Annotated in this window: 19 protein-coding genes and 1 riboswitch; of the genes, 10 read left to right on the forward strand and 9 right to left on the reverse strand. The window is 68.8% G+C overall.

What is annotated here, in order from left to right; all coding sequences use genetic code 11:
- Positions 1–133: 133 nt before the first annotated feature.
- On the forward strand, positions 134–370 hold the full coding sequence (locus ACOAMO_RS10870) for a WGxxGxxG-CTERM domain-containing protein (RefSeq protein WP_420174808.1): 237 nt from the start codon (positions 134–136) through the stop codon (positions 368–370).
- Positions 371–463: 93 nt separating this feature from the next.
- Here the strand turns inward: ACOAMO_RS10870 and ACOAMO_RS10875 are convergent, their stop codons facing one another.
- Together ACOAMO_RS10875 and ACOAMO_RS10880 are read right to left on the reverse strand one after the other, a co-directional pair.
- Positions 464–1,828, reverse strand: coding sequence for a dicarboxylate/amino acid:cation symporter (locus ACOAMO_RS10875; protein ID WP_420174809.1), 1,365 nt, complete (start codon positions 1,826–1,828; stop codon positions 464–466).
- A gap of 229 nt (positions 1,829–2,057) precedes the next feature.
- Positions 2,058–2,954, reverse strand: a complete 897-nt coding sequence (locus tag ACOAMO_RS10880) for an SDR family oxidoreductase (protein WP_420174810.1) — start codon at positions 2,952–2,954, stop codon at positions 2,058–2,060.
- 144 nt (positions 2,955–3,098) lie between these two features.
- A riboswitch (TPP riboswitch) is annotated at positions 3,099–3,194 on the forward strand.
- On the opposite strand from ACOAMO_RS10880, the gene thiM reads away from it, so the two are divergent.
- The 4 genes from thiM to ACOAMO_RS10900 all read left to right on the forward strand — a co-directional run bounded on the left by thiM (position 3,184) and on the right by ACOAMO_RS10900 (position 6,128).
- A complete protein-coding gene (thiM, locus tag ACOAMO_RS10885) occupies positions 3,184–3,996 on the forward strand; it encodes a hydroxyethylthiazole kinase (RefSeq protein ID WP_420174811.1) in 813 nt (270 codons plus the stop codon). It overlaps the preceding riboswitch by 11 nt.
- Positions 3,993–4,670: a thiamine phosphate synthase gene (thiE, locus tag ACOAMO_RS10890; RefSeq protein WP_420174812.1), complete on the forward strand. Its 678-nt coding sequence runs from the start codon at positions 3,993–3,995 to the stop codon at positions 4,668–4,670. Before thiM ends, thiE begins: the two co-directional genes overlap by 4 nt.
- The gene (gene thiD / locus ACOAMO_RS10895) at positions 4,667–5,476 is read left to right on the forward strand and encodes a bifunctional hydroxymethylpyrimidine kinase/phosphomethylpyrimidine kinase (protein ID WP_420174813.1); all 810 of its coding nucleotides are present in this window, start codon (positions 4,667–4,669) and stop codon (positions 5,474–5,476) included. The genes thiE and thiD overlap by 4 nt, the downstream gene beginning before the upstream one ends.
- Before the next feature lies 1 nt (position 5,477).
- Positions 5,478–6,128: a TenA family protein gene (locus ACOAMO_RS10900; protein WP_420174814.1), complete on the forward strand. Its 651-nt coding sequence runs from the start codon at positions 5,478–5,480 to the stop codon at positions 6,126–6,128.
- Between the two features lie 123 nt (positions 6,129–6,251).
- Here the strand turns inward: ACOAMO_RS10900 and ACOAMO_RS10905 are convergent, their stop codons facing one another.
- The 3 genes from ACOAMO_RS10905 to ACOAMO_RS10915 all read right to left on the reverse strand — a co-directional run bounded on the left by ACOAMO_RS10905 (position 6,252) and on the right by ACOAMO_RS10915 (position 9,481).
- Positions 6,252–7,163, reverse strand: a complete 912-nt coding sequence (locus ACOAMO_RS10905) for a hypothetical protein (protein ID WP_420174815.1) — start codon at positions 7,161–7,163, stop codon at positions 6,252–6,254.
- Positions 7,164–7,292: 129 nt separating this feature from the next.
- A complete protein-coding gene (locus ACOAMO_RS10910; RefSeq protein WP_420174816.1) occupies positions 7,293–8,012 on the reverse strand; it encodes a hypothetical protein in 720 nt (239 codons plus the stop codon).
- Positions 8,009–9,481, reverse strand: coding sequence for a protein kinase domain-containing protein (locus tag ACOAMO_RS10915; RefSeq protein WP_420174817.1), 1,473 nt, complete (start codon positions 9,479–9,481; stop codon positions 8,009–8,011). Before ACOAMO_RS10915 ends, ACOAMO_RS10910 begins: the two co-directional genes overlap by 4 nt.
- 72 nt (positions 9,482–9,553) lie before the next feature.
- Between ACOAMO_RS10915 and ACOAMO_RS10920 the strand changes: the two genes are divergently transcribed.
- A complete protein-coding gene (locus ACOAMO_RS10920; protein ID WP_420174818.1) occupies positions 9,554–10,375 on the forward strand; it encodes a PhzF family phenazine biosynthesis protein in 822 nt (273 codons plus the stop codon).
- Here ACOAMO_RS10920 and ACOAMO_RS10925 read toward each other — a convergent pair.
- From ACOAMO_RS10925 to pyrR, 4 genes are read right to left on the reverse strand one after another with little or no spacing between them, the layout of a single operon-like run.
- On the reverse strand, positions 10,372–11,373 hold the full coding sequence (locus ACOAMO_RS10925) for a DUF2207 family protein (RefSeq protein ID WP_420174819.1): 1,002 nt from the start codon (positions 11,371–11,373) through the stop codon (positions 10,372–10,374). The two genes, ACOAMO_RS10920 and ACOAMO_RS10925, sit on opposite strands and share 4 nt — an antisense overlap.
- Before the next feature lie 57 nt (positions 11,374–11,430).
- Entirely contained in the window at positions 11,431–12,711 is a 1,281-nt protein-coding gene (locus ACOAMO_RS10930; protein WP_420174820.1) for a dihydroorotase, read from the reverse strand.
- Positions 12,708–13,673, reverse strand: a complete 966-nt coding sequence (locus ACOAMO_RS10935) for an aspartate carbamoyltransferase catalytic subunit (protein ID WP_420174821.1) — start codon at positions 13,671–13,673, stop codon at positions 12,708–12,710. The genes ACOAMO_RS10930 and ACOAMO_RS10935 overlap by 4 nt, the downstream gene beginning before the upstream one ends.
- Positions 13,670–14,251: a bifunctional pyr operon transcriptional regulator/uracil phosphoribosyltransferase PyrR gene (gene pyrR, locus ACOAMO_RS10940; protein WP_420174822.1), complete on the reverse strand. Its 582-nt coding sequence runs from the start codon at positions 14,249–14,251 to the stop codon at positions 13,670–13,672. Before pyrR ends, ACOAMO_RS10935 begins: the two co-directional genes overlap by 4 nt.
- 180 nt (positions 14,252–14,431) lie before the next feature.
- On the opposite strand from pyrR, the gene ACOAMO_RS10945 reads away from it, so the two are divergent.
- From ACOAMO_RS10945 to cysD, 4 genes are all read left to right on the forward strand, one after another.
- Positions 14,432–14,752 (forward strand): hypothetical protein, encoded by a 321-nt coding sequence (locus ACOAMO_RS10945; RefSeq protein ID WP_420174823.1) that lies wholly within the window; start codon positions 14,432–14,434, stop codon positions 14,750–14,752.
- Positions 14,753–15,134: 382 nt separating this feature from the next.
- Positions 15,135–16,829: a nitrite/sulfite reductase gene (locus ACOAMO_RS10950; RefSeq protein WP_420174824.1), complete on the forward strand. Its 1,695-nt coding sequence runs from the start codon at positions 15,135–15,137 to the stop codon at positions 16,827–16,829.
- A complete protein-coding gene (locus ACOAMO_RS10955) occupies positions 16,826–17,587 on the forward strand; it encodes a phosphoadenylyl-sulfate reductase (RefSeq protein ID WP_420174825.1) in 762 nt (253 codons plus the stop codon). The genes ACOAMO_RS10950 and ACOAMO_RS10955 overlap by 4 nt, the downstream gene beginning before the upstream one ends.
- Positions 17,569–18,480: a sulfate adenylyltransferase subunit CysD gene (cysD, locus tag ACOAMO_RS10960; protein WP_420174826.1), complete on the forward strand. Its 912-nt coding sequence runs from the start codon at positions 17,569–17,571 to the stop codon at positions 18,478–18,480. The genes ACOAMO_RS10955 and cysD overlap by 19 nt, the downstream gene beginning before the upstream one ends.
- The last annotated feature ends 39 nt before the right edge of the window (positions 18,481–18,519 follow it).

The following is an 18,519-nucleotide window of genomic DNA, read 5'->3' on the forward strand; positions in this document are numbered from 1 at the left end:
CGGTGTGGGTCGCGCCTGTTGGCAGGTTGGCGAAGGGTATCTCGCGCCTTGGGGAGTACCTCCGAAAGGGTGCGCCCCTAGGGGTGTAATCCCTTGTGGGGTTGAGGTGTGGCGTTCGCTGAGGATGAATCCGGTGGCGCTGTGGGGCCTGCTGGGCCTCGCGGGTCTGGCCGGTCTTGCCGGACTGAAGAAGAAGCCCGAGCAGCACACCACCGTGCGTCCTGCCCACGTCGACACCCGCCACGAGCCGGTGCGCACCACCAATGTTCGCGCCAACGACACCGTGCGTGACGCCGACCGTCAGGGCGACAAGCTGCGCGACCCGAAGCTGGATCGCGACCTCGACAACGACGGCCGTCGCGACATCTGAGCCGAACCTCGGCTGACCTGAACGGATGAAGGGCGCCCGGAGCACTGGCTCCGCGCGCCCTTCGTCGTGGTGACTGGTTTGTGCTGGATCGGGTCAGACCGTCTGCAGCTGCGGGGACTCTTCCCGACGCCGGGACTGGTCACGCCAGCGGCCGTCGTAGACCTCCTGGTCGAGGATGCCGTGACGCTTGGCGACGATCGCCGGGATCGCGGTCTGACCGGCCACATTGGTGGCGGTGCGCGCCATGTCGAGGATCGGGTCGATGGCCAGCAGCAGACCCACGCCCTCCAGCGGCAGGCCCAGCGTGGACAGGGTCAGGGTGAGCATCACGATCGCGCCGGTCAGGCCCGCGGTGGCGGCCGAACCGACCACCGAGACGAAGGCGATCAGCAGGTAGTCACCGATCCCCAGCTCGATGCCGAAGAGCTGGGCCACCGTGATGGCCGCCAGGGCCGGGTAGATCGAGGCGCAGCCGTCCATCTTGGTGGTGGCGCCGATCGGCACGGCGAAGGATGCGTATTCACGCGGAACACCAAGCCGGTCGATGACATTCTGCTGGGTCACCGGCAGGGTGCCCACCGACGAACGCGAGACGAAGGCCAGCTGGATGGCCTGGCCGGCACCCTTGAACCAGCGCACCGGGCTCAACCCGTGCAGGGCGAGCAACGCCGGGTACATCACGAACATCACCAGGGCGCAGCCCAGGTAGACGTCGAAGGCGAAGATGCCCAGCGGCTGCACCAGGTCCCAGCCGTACTGGGCCACGGCCTTGCCGATCAGGCCGGCCGAGCCGATCGGGGCCAGCAGGATGATCCACCAGGTGAGCTTCTGGAAGATCTCCAGGCCCGCGGTGGCGAAGTCGATGAAGGGCTTGGCGGTCTGTTCACCGACGGCAAGTGCCGCGGCGCCCAGGGCAATGCCGATCACCACCACCTGCAGCACGTTGAAGCTCAGGGCGCTGGTGACCGAGACATCGGCCCCTTCGCCCTCCAGCGAGGAATCCACCTGCAGGCCGAGGATGTTGTTGGGCACCAGGGACTTCAGGAAGTCGAGCCAACCACCCTGGGTGCTGACCGCGTGGGCGGTGGAGGTGTCGATGGTGGCCGAGGCACCGGGGTTGGTGAGCAGACCGATCATCAGGGCGAGGGCGACGCTGAGCGCGGCCGTGATGCCGAACCAGACCAGGGTGTTGATGGCCAGCTTGGCGGCATTGTGGACCTGGCGCAGGTTGCTGATGGAGACCACCAGTGCGAACAGCACCAGTGGCACGACGACCACCTTGAGCAGGCTGACGAAGATGCTGCCGACGGTGACGAGGACTTCGGTGAGCCAGGCGAGCTCGAAGCTGCGGGCGATGTAGCCCAGCACGATGCCGACGGCCAGGCCGATGAAGACCTTGGCCCAGAAGGGGATGCTGCGGCGAGCGGAATGCGCTTCAGCCGCTGATGGAGTGGACAAGACGAGACCTTTCGAGGGTTGTGGTGGACGAGATGCTCTCGTCACGACAACCGGTGGTCTTGCGCCTGCCGTGGTCGATGGTCAGTCGCTGCCAGAACAAGGTCATGGTGCTCCTTCCATCGTGACTGCTCCTTGGATGCCCGCAAAGGCTACAACCAGCAGAATGCCCGGTCCATTCCTTGCCTGATCAGGATCTGCAAGGAAGGGACCGGGCACCCAGGGTGCGACGTCAGGGCGTCGGCATGCCACCGTTGACGTTGATCGTCTCGCCCACCACATAGCTCGACTCGGGGGAGGCGAGGAACACATAGGCCGAGGCCAACTCCACCGGATGGCCGGCGCGGCCCAGCGCGGTCTGCTTGCCGAAGTCGGGCAGGTCCTCGGTCTGCTGGCCACCCTGCACCTGCAAGGGGGTCCAGATCGGGCCCGGCGCGACGGCGTTCACGCGGATCCCCTTGGGGGCCAGGTACTGGGCCAGGCCCTTGCTGAAGTTGTTGATCGCGGCCTTGGTGGAGGCGTAGTCGATCTTGTCCTCGCTGGGCTGGTAGGCCTGCACCGAGGTCGAGTTGATGATGGTGGCGCCTTCGGGCAGGTGCTTCAGGGCCTCCTGGCTGGTCCAGAACATGGCCAGGATGTTCGTGTCGAAGGTCTCGCGCAGCTGCTCGTCGGTCATCTCCTCGAAGGAGGCGGTCGACTTCTGGTGGCCGGCATTGTTCACCAAGATGTCCAGGCCACCCAGCGCCTCGGCCGCGTCGTTGACGAGCTTCCGGGCAGCCTCGGAGGTGGACAGGTCGGCCGGGAGCCGGACTGCCTTTCGCCCCTCGGCCTCGATCAGCTCGGCGATCTTGGCGGCGTCCTCTTCCTCCGCCGGCAGGTAGCCCAGCGCGACATCGGCCCCCTCACGAGCGAAGGCGATCGCCACGGCGGCACCGATGCCGGAGTCGCCCCCGGTCACCAGCGCCTTGCGGCCCTCCAGACGGCCCGTGCCCCGATAGGTCTTCTCGCCACGATCGGGCTTCGGCATCAGGTCTGCGTCCAGGCCGGGCTCGGGCTGGCGCTGCTCGGGGATCTGCAGATCCTCGTAGCGTGTGACCGGATTGGCAAAGTGCAGCTGGTCTTGGGTCATCGTGTTCCTTTCCACAGTTCGAATCCACGGTGGTGGTTCCACTGCTTTCGACCCTAGGTGCCAGCCGGCCGGATGACGACACCCGAAGGGAGGCAGCCATTCCACCCCCAGCGAACGGCGGGCCGTCAGCACGCTAGGGTGATCCGAAAGGACGCGGGGTGCTGCGCTGTGGCAGCTGAGAGAAGACCCGTTGAACCTGCTCTAGTTCGAACTAGCGAAGGGACGTCTCATGTCGAACGACCATGGCCGCACGCCTGTGGAGACCACCGAGGTGGGGGCCGCGCTGGCAGCACTGCGCCAGACAGGCCCCCTGGTGGGCTGCATCACCAACATCGTCGTGGCCCAATGGACCGCCAATGTGCTGCTCGCCAGCGGTGCCGCCCCCGCGATGGTCGACCACCCCGACGAATCGGGGGTCTTCGCGAGCGTCGCGCAGGGCCTTCTGGTCAACACCGGAACCCCCTATCCGGACACCATTCGGGCGATGGTCGCCGCAGCCCGTGGTGCCCACCAGTCGGGCACCCCGTGGGTGCTCGACCCGGTGGCGGTGGGGGTGCTGCCGGCCCGAACCGGGGTGGCGCGCGAGGTGCTGCAGTACGGCCCGACCATCATTCGGGGCAATGCCTCGGAGATCCACGGCCTCGCCGGCGGCAGCGGCGGCCGGGGAGTCGACTCGACCTCGGCACCCGAGGAGGTGCTGGACACCGCCCGCGAATTGGCCCAACGCCACGGCTGCGTGGTGGCCGTCTCGGGTGCCGTGGACCACATCACCGATGGACGGCAGACGGTGCGGGTGCACAACGGTCACCCGGTGATGACCCGGGTCACCGGCGTGGGATGCGCCCTCGGGGCGCTGATGGCGGGCTTCGCCGCGGTCACCGAGCCCTTGGCCGCCGCCACCGCCGCCACCGCACTGATGACCGTGGCCGCGGACCGCGCCGTGGTGGGATCGGCGGGGCCGGGAACCTTCGCGGTCGCCCTCATCGACGAGTTGGCCGCCATCACGCCAGAGGAACTCGCCGGCGCGGTGGAGCTGTCATGACAAGATCGACCAGGACCCCCGCCGAGACCTTGACCTGCTACTTGGTCACCGACACCCGCCTGTGCGGCGGCATCGACGAGGTGGTCGCCACCGTCGACGCGGCCATCGACGGGGGAGTGACCTTCGTCCAGGTGCGAGACCCCCACGCCGACGACGAGACCTTCCTGGCCCTGGCGCGCCGAGTCGTGGACACCGTCGCGGGGCGCGTGCCGGTGGTGCTGAACGATCGTGTGCACCTGGTCTGCGCCAGCGGAGCCGACGGTGCGCACATCGGCCAGGATGATGCGGACCCGCTCGTCGCCCGGCAGCTGCTGGGGAGCAAGGCGATCCTCGGTCTTTCCGTGCAGACGCTGGACCATGTGGCCACGGCCATGGCGCTGCCCGACGGCACCATCGACCACCTGGGAGTGGGGCCCGTCTGGGGCCAGCAGACCAAGCTCGACGCCGCTGCCCCCGGCGGCCCGGAGCTGCTGGCACGCATCTGTGCCGCCAGCCCGTGGCCCTGCGTCGCGATCGGCGGTGTCGGCCCCGAGACCGCCGCCCAGGTGGCCACCGCGGGCGCGGGAATGGCGGTGGTCAGCGCCATCTGCGGCACCCCCGATCCCCGCGCCGCCACCCGCGCACTACTGGAGGCACACCGCCGTGCCGCCCAACCCGAACAGGAGAAGCGATGACCACCACCGTGCTCAGCATTGCCGGAGTCGACCCCAGCGGCGGGGCCGGCCTGCTTGCCGACGTCAAGACCTTCAGCGCGCTGGGTGGCTATGGCATGGGCATCGTCACCGCCCTCACCGCCCAGTCCACCCAGGGGGTGACGGGCGTCAGCCCCGTCGACCCGTCCTTCGTGCGCGCCCAGTGGGACACGCTGGCCGACGACATCCTGCCCGACGCCATCAAGATCGGCATGCTCGGCTCCACCCAGATCACCGAGACCGTCGCGGGGATCATCGACGACTACCGCGCTCGCGGCGGTGAGCACGTGGTGCTCGATCCCGTCATGGTGGCCACCTCGGGTGACCGGCTGCTGGATCCCGACGCCGAGGCCGCAGTGCGAGGGATCATCAGCCGGGCCAGCCTGATCACCCCCAACCTGCCGGAGGCCGCGGTGCTGCTGGGCGTCGACGAGGCCATTGACCAGGACGGGATGCGGGAGCAGGCCCAGGCCCTGCTCGAGCTGGGTGCCCAACGGGTCCTGGTCAAGGCCGGCCACCTGGAGGGTCCCACCGCCGTGGATCTCTACCAAGACGCCGAGGGCCTGCAGGAGTTCTCGGCCAATCGGGTCGACACCCGCAACACGCACGGCACGGGCTGCACGCTCTCGTCGGCGATCGCCTGCCTGCGGTCGCAGCGTGGCTCGTGGGCGCTGGCCTGCGAACAGGCCAAGCAATGGCTGACCCGGGCACTGGAACACGCCGACGCATTGGCGGTGGGCCAGGGACACGGCCCGGTGCATCACTTCTGGAACCAGTGGGAGGACTGAGATGAATTTCAGCAAGGAACTGTGGGCCGCGGCCGAACCCATCGTGGCGGCGATCCATGAGCACCCCTTCGTCGTGGGCCTGGGCGATGGCAGCCTGCCGCGGGAGGTCTTCCTGGGGTACATGGAGCAGGACGCGCTCTACCTGGGAGCCTACGGCCGCTCCATGGGGCTGCTGGCCGCCAAGGCGAGTCGCCCCGAGGAAGTGGCCTTCTGGGCCCAGGGGGTGCACGGCGCGATCCTGGCCGAGCGTGAGCTCCACGCCGGCCATGTCGTGGTCGACGACTCGGACTCGAAGATGTCACCCACCTGCCGCGGCTACACCAGCTTCGTGCTGGGACAAGCGGCGACGGCCCCCTACGAGGTGGGCGCGAGTGCCGTGCTGCCCTGCTTCTGGATCTACCAGGTGGTGGGCGAACACCTGCTGCGCAGCGCGGGCGAGCTGGCCCGCCATCCCTACGGCGACTGGATCGGCATGTACTCCGACGAGGCCTTCGCCCAGTCCACCCAGCAGGCGATCGCGATCGTGGACCGATTGGCCGGTGAGGGCACGCAGGCCCTGCGGCAACAGATGCTGGAGGCCTTCCTGATCGCCTCGCGCTATGAGTGGATGTTCTGGGACGCCGCCTGGCGACGGGAGACCTGGCCGGTCTGAGCGCAGCTGCCTCCTGGCACGACCGGGCCCCGGCCTCCCGTGATGGGAGACCGGGGCCCAGTGATCAGGACCAGACGATGAGCATCGGGTGACTCCTCACCCGAGGTGCCCCCGGGCGTGTGGTCAGGCGGACACGTAGCAGGTGGCGTCCGACAGGTCGACGCCCTTCGCGTCGTACATCGGGATCTCGTAGTCGACGGAGTCACCCTGGTTCGGGTTGTCGTTGAGGCCGTCCGAGCCGTGGTAGATCTTGCCGTCGGAGGTGACGCAGGCGCCGTTGGCGGTGACGCTGCCCTTGACGGGGCCGTTGGTGGTGGCGGTGCCGGTGAGCACCTGCACGCCACGGCTCTTGCTGGACTCGTCCACCTGCGGGCGCGAGATCTTGCTGATCTCGAAGCCATTGGTCAGGTCGGTCTTGTCGATCAGGCTGGCCTTGAAGGTCTTGGGCTGGGCGCCCTTGGGCAGTTTGATCAGGTTGCTGGTGACCAGGTCATGCGAGCCGACGGTGTAGACCGAGGTCAGGCCGGTGTTCTCGGCGATCTCCTTGCCGGAGGCGTCGAACAGGCGGATGCGCAGGTTGAGCGACATCGGACGGTCGGTGGTGGCCTTGAAGACCGCGGTGATGCGACCGTAGCTGCCGGTGGAGGTGGGCCCACCCTGGATCTCGACCAGCTCCAGGTTCTGGATGCCCGAACCGGCCGGCACGTTCAGACGCTGGCGCACCTGGGTGCTCTTGCCACCGGAGTTGGAGCTGGAGCCCTGGCTGCTGCTGTCGCGGCGATCGTCCGAGGGCTCGTCGCTGTTGTCGCGGTCGCTGTCGTCCGAGTTGTCGTTGCGATCGTCCTTGTTGTCGCCGTCCTTGTTGTCGCCGTCGTTGTTCTGGGAGTCGCCCTGGTCGCCCGACTGGCTGGCGGCGCTCTGGCCCGGAACTGCCTCGACGATCTTCTCGCTGCCGGGCAGCATCGAGCAGGCGGTGAAGGTGGGAACGATGGCCAAGCAGGCGATGCTGGCACGAAGCAGGTCGGAGCGGCTCATGGCGAGTCCTTTCGATCATGGTCTGTCAGCACCGGTGGTGCTGGCTTGCGTGATCCATGCTGCTTGCTGGTGGGACCAACTGTCGATGGGGAGAAGTCCCCATCGCCGATCTTCAACTGGGCTTCAATTTCAGCGGCTTTGATTGTTTCGGGATTCCTCATCGAGCAAGGCAAGGTCTGCCTCGGTCACCAGCAGGGTGCTGACCGCATGGTGCACCAGGGTGCTGCGCCGGTTGCTCGCCAATCTGCCGACTCCGCCACGCAGGCCCTCCACGCCGGCCGCCTCCAGCTTGGCGCAGACATTGTCGAGCTTTCGATTGAAGCGGGTCTGGGGCCACCCAAGACGGGCGGCCGCCTCCGCCAGGGACGGTACGTGGCCCACGCCGCTGCCACCACGTCGCAGGGTGGGTTCGGCCAGCGCCAGGATCGCCAGGCGCTGCGAGTCGGTGAAGGTGGGTGGGCCGATCGTCTCCATTCCGGCCGCCGTGCTGGGCCTCACACCGGCCCGGGTAGCCGGCACTCCGGGCAGCAGCAATTCCAGCTCGTAGCTGGTGGGACCGGCCTGGAAGGTCACCAGGGTATGACGACAGGCCAGGGCGCTGCGGGCACCGGGGGAGAGGGTGGAGCGGCTCAGCCCGTCGACGTCGGTCAACTGCACCGGCAGCCGCGTTCCGACATTGGCCACCCACCACAGCCCGTCCTGATGGCTGAGCTCGAGCAGGACGCGGTGCAGGTGGGGGTTGTCGTCGATCTCCACCATGGCGGCGCGTCCGATGGTGCACACGGTGCCCGGCTCGACGGTGGTCAATTCACCGATGTAGTCGACGACCAGTGCGTCGGGATGGCTCATGATCCCCACTCTCCTCCAAGATTGCCCGGCTCCTCACTGGTCTGGGGTCCCTCGCTGGCGGGGGGTTCCTCGCTGGCGGGGGGTTCCTCGCTGGTGGGGGGTACCTCGCTGGTCGGCTCCGGGCTGGTGGACGGCTCCTCGGCAGGCCTGGTGGTCTCGGCGGTGTCGGGCGTCGGCTCGGTGCCTGGGTCCGGTTGGGTCTGCGGAGTCCCCTGCGCGCCTGGGCTGGCGGGCTGGGTGCTCACCGCGGGCGTCGGGCTCGGGTCGGGCTCCTGCTGGCCCCCTCGCGGCAACAGGAAGGCCACGGCCAAGGCGACCAAGGCCAGCAGCGTCAGCGCCAGCAGCAGCACGATCGGGGTGCGACGTCCACTGCTCGACTTGCGGGCGGCCTGCTGCACCGGATGCGCCCGCCATGGGGCCGAGGAGGGACGCTGGTCGGTTGGGGGCGTGACGTAGTGCGCAGGCGGTGGATCCGATGGTGTCCTGGTCTGCTCCACGGCGCTCGGCTCAGCCAGAGTGGGGGCCGGGATGGTGGCGGCCACGGCCGTGGGTGCTGCCGGGGCGGTGGGGGTCTCGGGCTCGGCCAGCGTCACCAGATGGGTGCGGTCGTCCTCCTGCTGGACGGGGGCGGTGTGCTGGTCGGTGCCGGCCCACAGCTCGATGGGGGTCACCGCCAGTCCCAGTTGGCCCTGGATACGTTGCAGGGCACGCCCCAGGTCCAGGGCGGAGCGGGGGCGCAGCCCGGCGTCCTCGGCCAGACCACTGCGCAGCAGGTCTTCCAGCGCCGCCGGCACGTCGGGGCGACGGATGGCCTGCGCGGTCAGTTCGGGCCGGGAGGGGCCCAACGGCGCCTTGCCGGTGAGCGCGGCCCACAGCGTGGCGCACAGCGAGTAGACGTCGGTGGTGGGTGCGAAGCCCTGCCCCACGGCCTGTTCCGGTGGCGCCCAGGCCGGGCTGAAGGCCGGGACCGGTTGCGCGGTGGCCTCCAAGGACTGGGCGATGCCGAAATCGGAGAGCAGTGGGCGGCCGTACTCGGAGAACAGGATGTTGGCCGGCTTGATGTCGCGGTGCAGGATGCCCAACCGGTGCGCCGTCTCGACCGCACCGGCCAGCTGCACGCCGATCTGCAGGACCTCCGAGACCGGCAACGGGTGGGCCTTGAGTCGCCCCGAGAGGCTGGGGGGTGGGCACAACTGCATCACCAGGTAGGGGCGGTCGTCCTCGCTGAGCCCCACCTGGTAGACGGGCACCACGTGCGGATGGCTCGACAACCGGGCCATCAGGCTGGCCTCGGAGGCGAAGTGTCGGCGGGCTGCCTCGTCGAAACCGTGGATCACCTTGACCGCCACGTCGCGCCCCAGCGCGGTCTGCTCATAGCGGTACACGTGGGCGAACCCACCGCTTCCCAACAGGGCCCGGTACTGCAGGCCGGGGATCAGCGGCGGCCCGACAGTCTCTTCGACGCTCACTCGGCCTCCTGTTCCTCCGCCACACAGTAGCTGTTGCTCGGCCCGGCAGTCGCGGTGACTAGCATGCGCGGCATGCAACATCGCTATCTGGAAGTAGACGTCTTCAGCACGGGGCCCTTCACCGGCAATCCCGTCGCGGTGATCGCCGACGCGGACGAGCTGAGCGAGGACCAGATGCGGGCCATCGCCCACTGGACCAACCTTTCCGAGACCACCTTCCTGATCGCCCCGACCACCGACGAGGCGGACTATCGGGTGCGGATCTTCACCCCGTCCACCGAATTTCCCTTTGCGGGACACCCTACGCTCGGCACGGCGCGTGCCTGGCTGGAGCTGGGCGGGCGGCCCCGCACCGCCGGGCAGGTCGTCCAGGAATGCGGTGCCGGCTTGGTTCAGGTGCGGCTCTGCGATCAGGAACTGTCCTTTGCCACCCCACCACGCACTCGCACGGGCGAGCTCGACGAGGAGGACGTGGAGCGGCTGGTGGAGGCCCTCGGACTGCGACGCGAGGACGTGCTGGCCCACGCCTGGGGCGTCAACGGGCCGGCCTGGCAACTGTTCCAGCTGCGCGACGCGGACCTGGTGCGCTTCGTGCGTCCCGGCCGGCTCTGGGAAGGCGCCCACATCGGTCTGGTTGGTCTGGAGACCGGTGAGGGCGAGAACCTGCTGGAGGTGCGCGGCCTGACCGAACACTTCGAGGACCCGGTGACCGGCTCCCTGAACGGCGCCTTCGCCCAGTGGCTGCGCGAACGCGGACTGGTCCCGGCCCACTACGTGGCCCATCAGGGCAGCCAGGTGCGTCGTGCCGGGCGGGTCAGGATCGAGGACGACGGCTGCCAGATCTGGGTGGGTGGCAGTGCCGAGGTCCGGGTTCGCGGCGAGCTGGTCAGCTAGTCACCACCACCGCCGTCACCACCATCGCCGCCACCGTCACCGCCGGCGTCGGACAGGTCACTGGCGAGGTCATTGAGCCCGTCCTCCAGCGAGTCGAGCGCATCACCGAAACTGTCGAAGCCCGAGAAGTCGAAGCCATCCATGTCGCCGTACCAGGCCAGGTCGGCTGCCCAGACGTCGCCGGTGGAACCATCCAGACCCTCTGCCGCCTCACGGAAGGCAGCCACCCATTCCCGCGTCACGCCCAGTGCCACCGCCCACGGCAGGTAACGACTGAACCATCCGGCGCCCTCCTCGAAGCGCAACCGGTTGCCGTCGGCGGTCTCCAGGAAGTGCTTGAAGCCGGCATTCTGGTAGCGCAGGGCTGCCCCCAGGGCGGTGCGCCTGCGCAGGCCCGGGGTGGTCAGGCACTTGCTCAGGGGCACGCGTCCCCCGTGCAGGTGCGGGAACCACAGTTCGTGCTGCGGCCAGCGGGCAAGATCCCGCTTCATGTCCGACGCTCTGCTTGACAAGGAGGTCTTCAGCCACGACAGCTGCGTCGGGCGGCCGACGGAGAAGAGCATCTGCAACAGTTCTGCACGCAGCGGGTTGAGGCTGTCGTCCACCGGCCGGAGCGCGGTCAGTTCCCAGTCCTTGTGCCGGCGACGCAGCACCCGGGTGGTGCGCACTACGGGGGTGATCCTCACATAGCCCTCCACCGCCAGGGCAATCATGGCCGCGGCGATGTCCGACGACTGGGGCTCGCCGCGGGTGAGCATTCCCACCTGCTCGGGGAGCACACCCGTGGGTGGTTCGAAGCGCACCGCCACCGGGGCGGACATGTCGGCGCGGGTGACGCGACGCACCGGCGCACCCTGCGGGCCGGGCAGGGACCCAAGGGGCAGCTGGTACAGCTCGTCGTGTTTGCTGATCAGCTTGCGACCCGTCGAGCCACCGACCTTGAGGATGATCGCAACCATGCCCAGCAGCGACATGATGCCGATGAAGAACAACGCCATGCAGCCATCCTCGCCCGCCAGCGGTTCACACTGGGGCGAGTGACCCACAGCGACGGGTCACCGCGTGTGGGTGCGCCGTCCCTCCCAGAAGGTCATCACGACGGGATCGGGCAGCTCGCGGCCGTGGTAGGGATTGTTGCGGCTGCGCGAACGCGACGCCTCCCGATCCACCGCGGCGCGGGCCGACGGGTCCACCAGCACGATGTTGGCGGGCGCTCCCGGTGCCAGGGCGACGCCCTGGCGTCCGGCCAGGTTGCCGATCCGTGCCGGGGCGGTGCTCATCCGCTCCACGGCGGTGGGCCAGTCCATCCGTCCGGTGTTCACCATGGTCTCCATCACCACGGACAGGGCCTGTTCCAGCCCGAGCATCCCGGGGCGGGCGTCGACGAAGGCGTGGTCCTTGTCCTGCGGGGCGTGGGGAGCGTGGTCGGTGCCCACCACGTCGATGGTGCCGTCGGCAAGCGCCTCGCGCACGGCCTCGATGTGCTCGTCGGTGCGCAGCGGGGGATTGACCTTGAAGGTGGTGTCGTAGCCCTCCAGCTCCCGGGTGCCCAACAGCAGGTGGTGGGGGGTGACCTCGGCGGTGACGTCGATGCCGCGCTTCTTGGCCCACCGGACCACGTCGACGCCCTCGGCGGTGGAGATGTGGCAGACGTGCAGGCGTGAACCGGTCAGCTCGGCCAGCTGCACGTCGCGGGCGATGATGACGCTCTCGGCCTGGGCCGGCCAGCCGCCTAGGCCCAGCCGACCGCTGTACTCGCTCTCGTGGCAGCAGGCGCCCGGCCCGGCCAGCGACGTGTCCTGGGAGTGCTGTGCGATGACGCCGCCGAAGGGACGCACCCATTCCAGCGCGCGACGCATCAGCAGGGGGTCCTGGACGCACATGCCGTCGTCGGAGAAGACCCGCACCTGGGCCGAGCTCTTGGCCATCAGCCCCATCTCGGACAATTCCTTGCCGGCCAGGTTCTTGGTGACCGCGCCGATGGGCTGCACGAAGCAGGAGCCGTCGCGCTCGCCCAGCAGCTTGATCCACTCGGCCTTCTCCGCGTCGTCGGTGACGGGCTGGGTGTTGGCCATCGCGAAGACGGCGGTGAAGCCACCGCGCGCGGCGGCCTCGGTGCCGGTGCGCACCGTCTCGGCGTCCTCGCGGCCCGGTTCGCGCAGGTGGGTGTGCAGGTCGACCAGGCCGGGCAGGGCCAACAGGCCGTCGGCGTCGATCCGCTCGGCGTCCTGCGGTGCCTCGTCCACCAGACGGCCGTCGTGGACGAAGAGGTCGGTGGTGGTGCCGTCGGCGAGCCGGGCGCCCGCGATCACAAGGTTGCGTGCCTGCTCGATCATGCGTTCTCGCCTTCCTGGGTGGTGTCGTCCTGGGACCCGCCCAGGAGGTGGTAGAGCACGCTCATCCGGACGGCCACGCCGGCCGAGACCTGGTTGAGCACGAGTGAGCCGATGCTGTCGGCGGCCTCGCTGGAGATCTCCAACCCGCGGTTCATCGGTCCCGGGTGCATGATGGCGACCCCGGGCCGCAGCCCCTGCAGGCGCGTGGCGGTCAGGCCCCATCCGTCGATGTACTCGCGCTCGCTGGGGAAGAAACCGGAGCTCATCCGTTCGCGTTGCACGCGCAGCATCATGGCGATGTCGGCGCGGCAGAGGGCCTCGTCGAAGCTGTCGACGATCTCCACCGGCCAGCCGCTTGCGCCGGTGGGCATCAGCGTCGGGGGAGCGCACAGCAGGACCTTGGCGCCCAGGGTGGTCAACAGGCTGACATTGCTGCGCACCACGCGGGAATGCAGCAGGTCACCGGTGATGGCGACGGTGCGACCCTCGAAGTCGTTGACCTCTCCACCGTCGAGCCCACGCCAGTGCTGACGCATCGAATAGGCGTCCAGCAGGGCCTGGGTGGGATGTTCGTGGGCCCCGTCGCCGGCATTGACCACGCTGGCGCGCACCCAGCTGGCGGCCTGCTGCACCGTGCCGGACCCGGCATGACGAATCACCAGGCAGTCGACGCCCATCGAGTCGAGGGTGAGGAGCGTGTCCTTCATCGACTCGCCCTTGCTGACGCTGGAGCCCTTGGCGGAGACATTGATGGTGTCGGCGCTCATCCACTTGCCCGCGATCTCGAAGGAGGTGCGGGTGCGGGTGGAATCCTCGAAGAACAGGTTGATGATGGTGCGGCCCCGCAAGGCGGGGATCTTCTTCACCTCACGCCCCTGGATGTCCTGCATCTGTTCGGCCAGGTCAAGGATGGACAGGGCCTGGCCGCGGTCGAGATCGCTGGCTGCCAGCAGGTGCTTCATCGCTTCTCCTCAGGGGTGGCAGTGATCCGCTGGATGGTCACCACGTCGCTGCCGTCGTTCTCGCGCAGCCGGACGGTGACCCGCTCGTCCTTGGCAGTCCCGGTGGCCAGACCGGTGATGTCGGCCTGGATCGGCAGTTCACGATGCCCGCGATCCACCAGCACCGCCAACATCACCCGTGCGGGACGACCGATGTCCTTGAGGGCGTCGAGGGCGGCGAGCACCGTGCGCCCGGAGTTGAGCACGTCGTCCACCAGCACGACGGTGCGCCCCTCCACGTCGACGGGGATGTGGCTGCGGCCCACCGTGCGGGTGGGGTTGGCGCGCAGGTCGTCGCGGTACATGGTGACGTCAAGGTCACCCACCGGAACCTCCACCGCCTCGATCCGCTCGATCGCCTCGGCCAGCCGACGCGAGAGCGGGACGCCCCGTGTGGGGATGCCCAGCAGCACCAGACCTGCGGCACCGCGATTGAGTTCCACCACCTGGTGCGCCATGCGGGTGAGGGCCCGTCCGATCTCCTCGGCGTCGAGGAGGGTGCGGGCCGGGCTGTCTGGGGTTCTGGCTGCGGCTGTCACGCTCGAAATCTACCAAGCCGGGCACCCTGCTCGGGCCCATGCCGGGTGATGACCTGCCCAGTGATGACCCGACGTGCCGCGCGGCGGCATGCCCTTCCCCTTCCCCCGACGTGCCGCGCGGCGGCATACCGAGGGACGGTATGTGAGCAAGATCTGGGCAGCTCGGCTAGTATCTGCCGCATGAACCCGCTCTCCTCCCTTCACCTGCTGGAGTCCACCTTTCCGGGATGGCCCGAGTTCACGCCGCCGTCGAACATGTTCATGCTCATGCTGCTGTTCGGGGCGCCCCTGCTGATCGCCCTGGTGGTGTCCGGGATCATCGTCGGGCTGGGTCGCAAGAACGACGTGCTCACCAACCAGCGGATCGCCGGCCTCATGGATGAGGAGAAGGAGCGCAAGGCCGTCGTCCCGGCCCGCGCCCAGCGTGCCGCCATCGAGCCCGAGGCCGATCTGGCCGATGCCGCCCAGACCGGCTCGGTCGCCGCGCAGCGCGGCCTCTGACTCCAGCCAACAACCACTCCACAGGGCCCCGGACGTCGACGTCCGGGGCCCCTGTCATGCCTGGCCACGACTGCCGTCATGCCTTGGCGCGACTGCTCCGTTCATGTCACGAAGTGAGACCTGTTTGGGAATCCGTCCACGGTTGTGCTCTACTTCACGGCATGCAGATCCCCGCAGCCCTCCACCTCGTGATGCGTCGTCACGTGGACTTGCTGCGCATCAACGGCTGCATGTGTCAGATGCCTTGAGCCGCGTCTGAACCATGCCCTCCTCCAGGGCCAATCGTCCGGGCGCGTGACGCCCGGGACCCCCATCTGACAGCACCCCTGTAGCTGGTCACATCCTCGTGTGTCGCGTGCCACCCACACCGAGGTGAGAAATCGTGAACCAGCACACCCCGACCCCGGCACCGAGCCGTGTTCGTCCTCCGCGCCAGGGCCAGTCGAAGGGCCAGTGGGCCGTCGAAGGCAAGACCCCGCTCAACCACAACGAGGAGTTCAAGGCGGAGCACAATCCGCTCGAGGTGCGTCAGCGCATCATCGACGTGTACTCCAAGCAGGGCATCGAGTCGGTCCCCGACGACGACCTGCACGGCCGCTTCCGTTGGCTGGGCATCTACACCCAGCGCAAGCCCGGCATCGACGCCCGCAGCACCAGCAAGCTGGATGCCGGCGAGCTCTCCGACAAGTACTTCATGATGCGGGTACGCATCGACGGCCAGCAGCTCAACCTGGACCAGGTCCGGGTGCTGGGTGGTATCGGCGTCGACTTCGCCCGCGACACCGCCGACGTCTCCGACCGCCAGAACGTCCAGTACCACTGGATCGCGATCGAGGACGTGCCCGAGATCTGGCGACGCCTGGAGTCGGTGGGCCTGTCCACCACCGAGGCGTGCGGCGACACCCCTCGCGGCTTCCTCGCCAGCCCCGTCGCGGGCATCGCGGCCGACGAGATCATCGACCCGACGCCCACCGCCAAGGCCATCGCCGAGCGCTGGATCGGTGACCCGCAGTTCACCAACCTGCCGCGCAAGTTCAAGACCGCCATCACCGGGCATCCCAGCCTGGACGTGGTGCACGAGATCAACGACATCTCCTTCGTCGGTGTCGAACACCCCGAACTGGGAGCCGGATACGACCTGTGGGTGGGCGGCGGACTGAGCGCCTCACCCCGGCTGGCCGAACGGCTGGGCGTCTTCGTCAGCCCCGACGATGCCGTGGAGGTGTGGGCCGCGGTCTGCGGGATCTTCCGTGACTACGGCTACCGCAAGCTGCGCACCAAGGCCCGCCTGAAGTTCCTGCTGGCCGAGTGGGGGGCCGAGAAGTTCCGCCAGGTCTTGCAGGACGAATACCTCCACCGCGAACTGCCCGACGGTCCCGCCCCCGCCAAGGCCGTCGGTGACGCCGACCATGTCGGTGTCGGCGAGCAGAAGGACGGTCGCAATTACGTCGGCTTCGCGCCCACCGTCGGCCGGCTCTCGGGCACCATCCTCAACGGGGTCGCCGACCTCGCCGAGGCCGCCGGGTCCGGACGGATCAGCTTCACCCCGCACCAGAAGCTGCTGGTGTTGGACGTCGACCCCGACAAGGTCGACGACCTGGTGGCCGGGATGGAGGAGCTCGGCCTGACCGCCAAGCCGTCCCCCTTTCGCCGCGCCACCATGGCCTGCACCGGCATCGAGTACTGCAAGCTCGCCTTCGTCGAGACCAAGGGTCTGGCCGCGCAGACCATCGGGGAGCTGGAGCAGCGTCTGGACGACGTCGAGCTGCCCCGACCGATCAGCCTCAACATCAACGGCTGCCCCAATTCCTGCGCCCGGATCCAGATCGCCGACATCGGGTTGAAGGGCCAGTTGGCCGGCGACGAGTTCGCCTTCCAGGTGCACCTGGGTGGTGGCCTGGCCAGTCAGGAACGCGACGAGGCCGGCCTGGGCCGCACCGTGCGCGGACTGAAGATCACCGCCGCAGAGCTGCCCGACTACGTGGAACGAGTCACCCGCAGCTACCTGAGCAACCACGAGGGCGACGAGACCTTCGCCGAATGGGCCCACCGGGCCGAGGAGGACGCACTGAAGTGAGCACCCACCTGACAACCCCCGACGCGGGGACCATCACCCGCGAACTACGCACCCCCTCACCCCGTCGTACCGCGGAGGAACTGCTGGCGACCGTCGTGGAGGGACAGCGGCGCTTCGTCGACGCCCCGGCCGAGGAGCTGCTGGCCTGGGCCGCGGAGGAGTTCGGCGACGCCCTGGCGGTTGCCTGCTCCATGGCCGCCGACACCATCCTTCCCGCCTTGGTCAGCCAGACCATCCCCAATGTGGACGTGCTCTTCCTGGAGACCGGCTACCACTTCCCGGAGACCCTGGCCACCCGCGACGAGCTGGCGCGCACCTGGCCGGTCACCATCCGTGAGGTGCTGCCGCAGCTCACCGTCGGGGAGCAGGACCTGAAGTACGGCCCCAAGCTGCACGACCGCGATCCGGGCCGCTGCTGCGGGCTGCGCAAGGTGGAACCGCTGGCCCGCGCCCTGGGCGGCTACGAGGCCTGGGTGACCGGTATCCGCCGTGAGGACAATGCGCTGCGCGCCAATGCCCAGCTCGTCGAGTGGGACGCCACCCACCAGATGGTCAAGCTCAACCCGATCGCGGCGTGGAGCTTCGACGACGTGCTGGACTTCGCCACCACCCACGGCGTGCCCGTCAATCCGCTGCTGGCCGACGGCTACCCGTCGATCGGCTGCGCACCGTGCACGCGTCGCGTCGCCCCCGGAGAAGACCCCCGAGCCGGCCGCTGGGCCGGACTCGCCAAGACAGAATGCGGGATCCACCTGTGAGCACCTTCAACCATCTTGATGCCCTCGAGAGCGAGGCCATCCACATCTTCCGCGAGACCGCCGCCGAGTTGGAGCGTCCCGTGCTGCTGTTCAGCGGCGGCAAGGACTCGGTCGTGATGCTGCACCTGGCCTCCAAGGCCTTCTGGCCCGGCCCGATCCCGTTCCCCGTCATGCACGTCGACACCGGGCACAACTTCGGTGAGGTGATCGACTTCCGTGACCGCACCGTCGAGCGACTGGGCCTGCGCCTGGTGGTGAAGAGCGTGCAGGACTACATCGACGACGGCCGGCTCACCGAGCGGCCCGACGGCACCCGCAACCCGCTGCAGACCATGCCGCTGCTCGACGGGATTGCCGAGAACCGCTTCAACGCGGTCTACGGCGGCGGTCGTCGCGACGAGGAGAAGGCCCGCGCCAAGGAGCGAATCGTCAGCCTGCGCGACGAGTTCGGGCAGTGGGACCCACGCAACCAGCGCCCCGAGCTGTGGAACCTGTACAACGCCCGGCACCGCCCCGGTGAGCACGTGCGCGTCTTCCCGCTGTCCAACTGGACCGAGCTGGACGTGTGGCGCTACATCGAGCGCGAGCAGATCGAGCTCCCGGAGCTCTACTACGCGCACGAGCGTGAGGTCTTCCGTCGCGACGGGATGTGGCTGGCCGTCGGCCCGGTCTCCCAACCCCGCGAGGGGGAGGAGGTCGTCACCAAGCAGGTGCGCTACCGCACGGTGGGCGACATGTCCTGCACCGGCGCCGTCGAGTCCGACGCCACCGACGTCTCCGACGTCGTGGTGGAGGTGGCCGCCACCACCCTCACCGAACGCGGCGCCACCCGCGCCGACGACCGCATCTCCGAAGCCGCCATGGAAGACCGCAAGAAGGAAGGGTATTTCTGATGGGAACCCCACACACGAGCGCCGACGCGAGTACGGCGG

It is taken from the genome of Luteococcus struthionis, from assembly GCF_048595755.1.
In the GTDB taxonomy this organism is placed as follows: Bacteria; Actinomycetota; Actinomycetes; order Propionibacteriales; family Propionibacteriaceae; genus Luteococcus.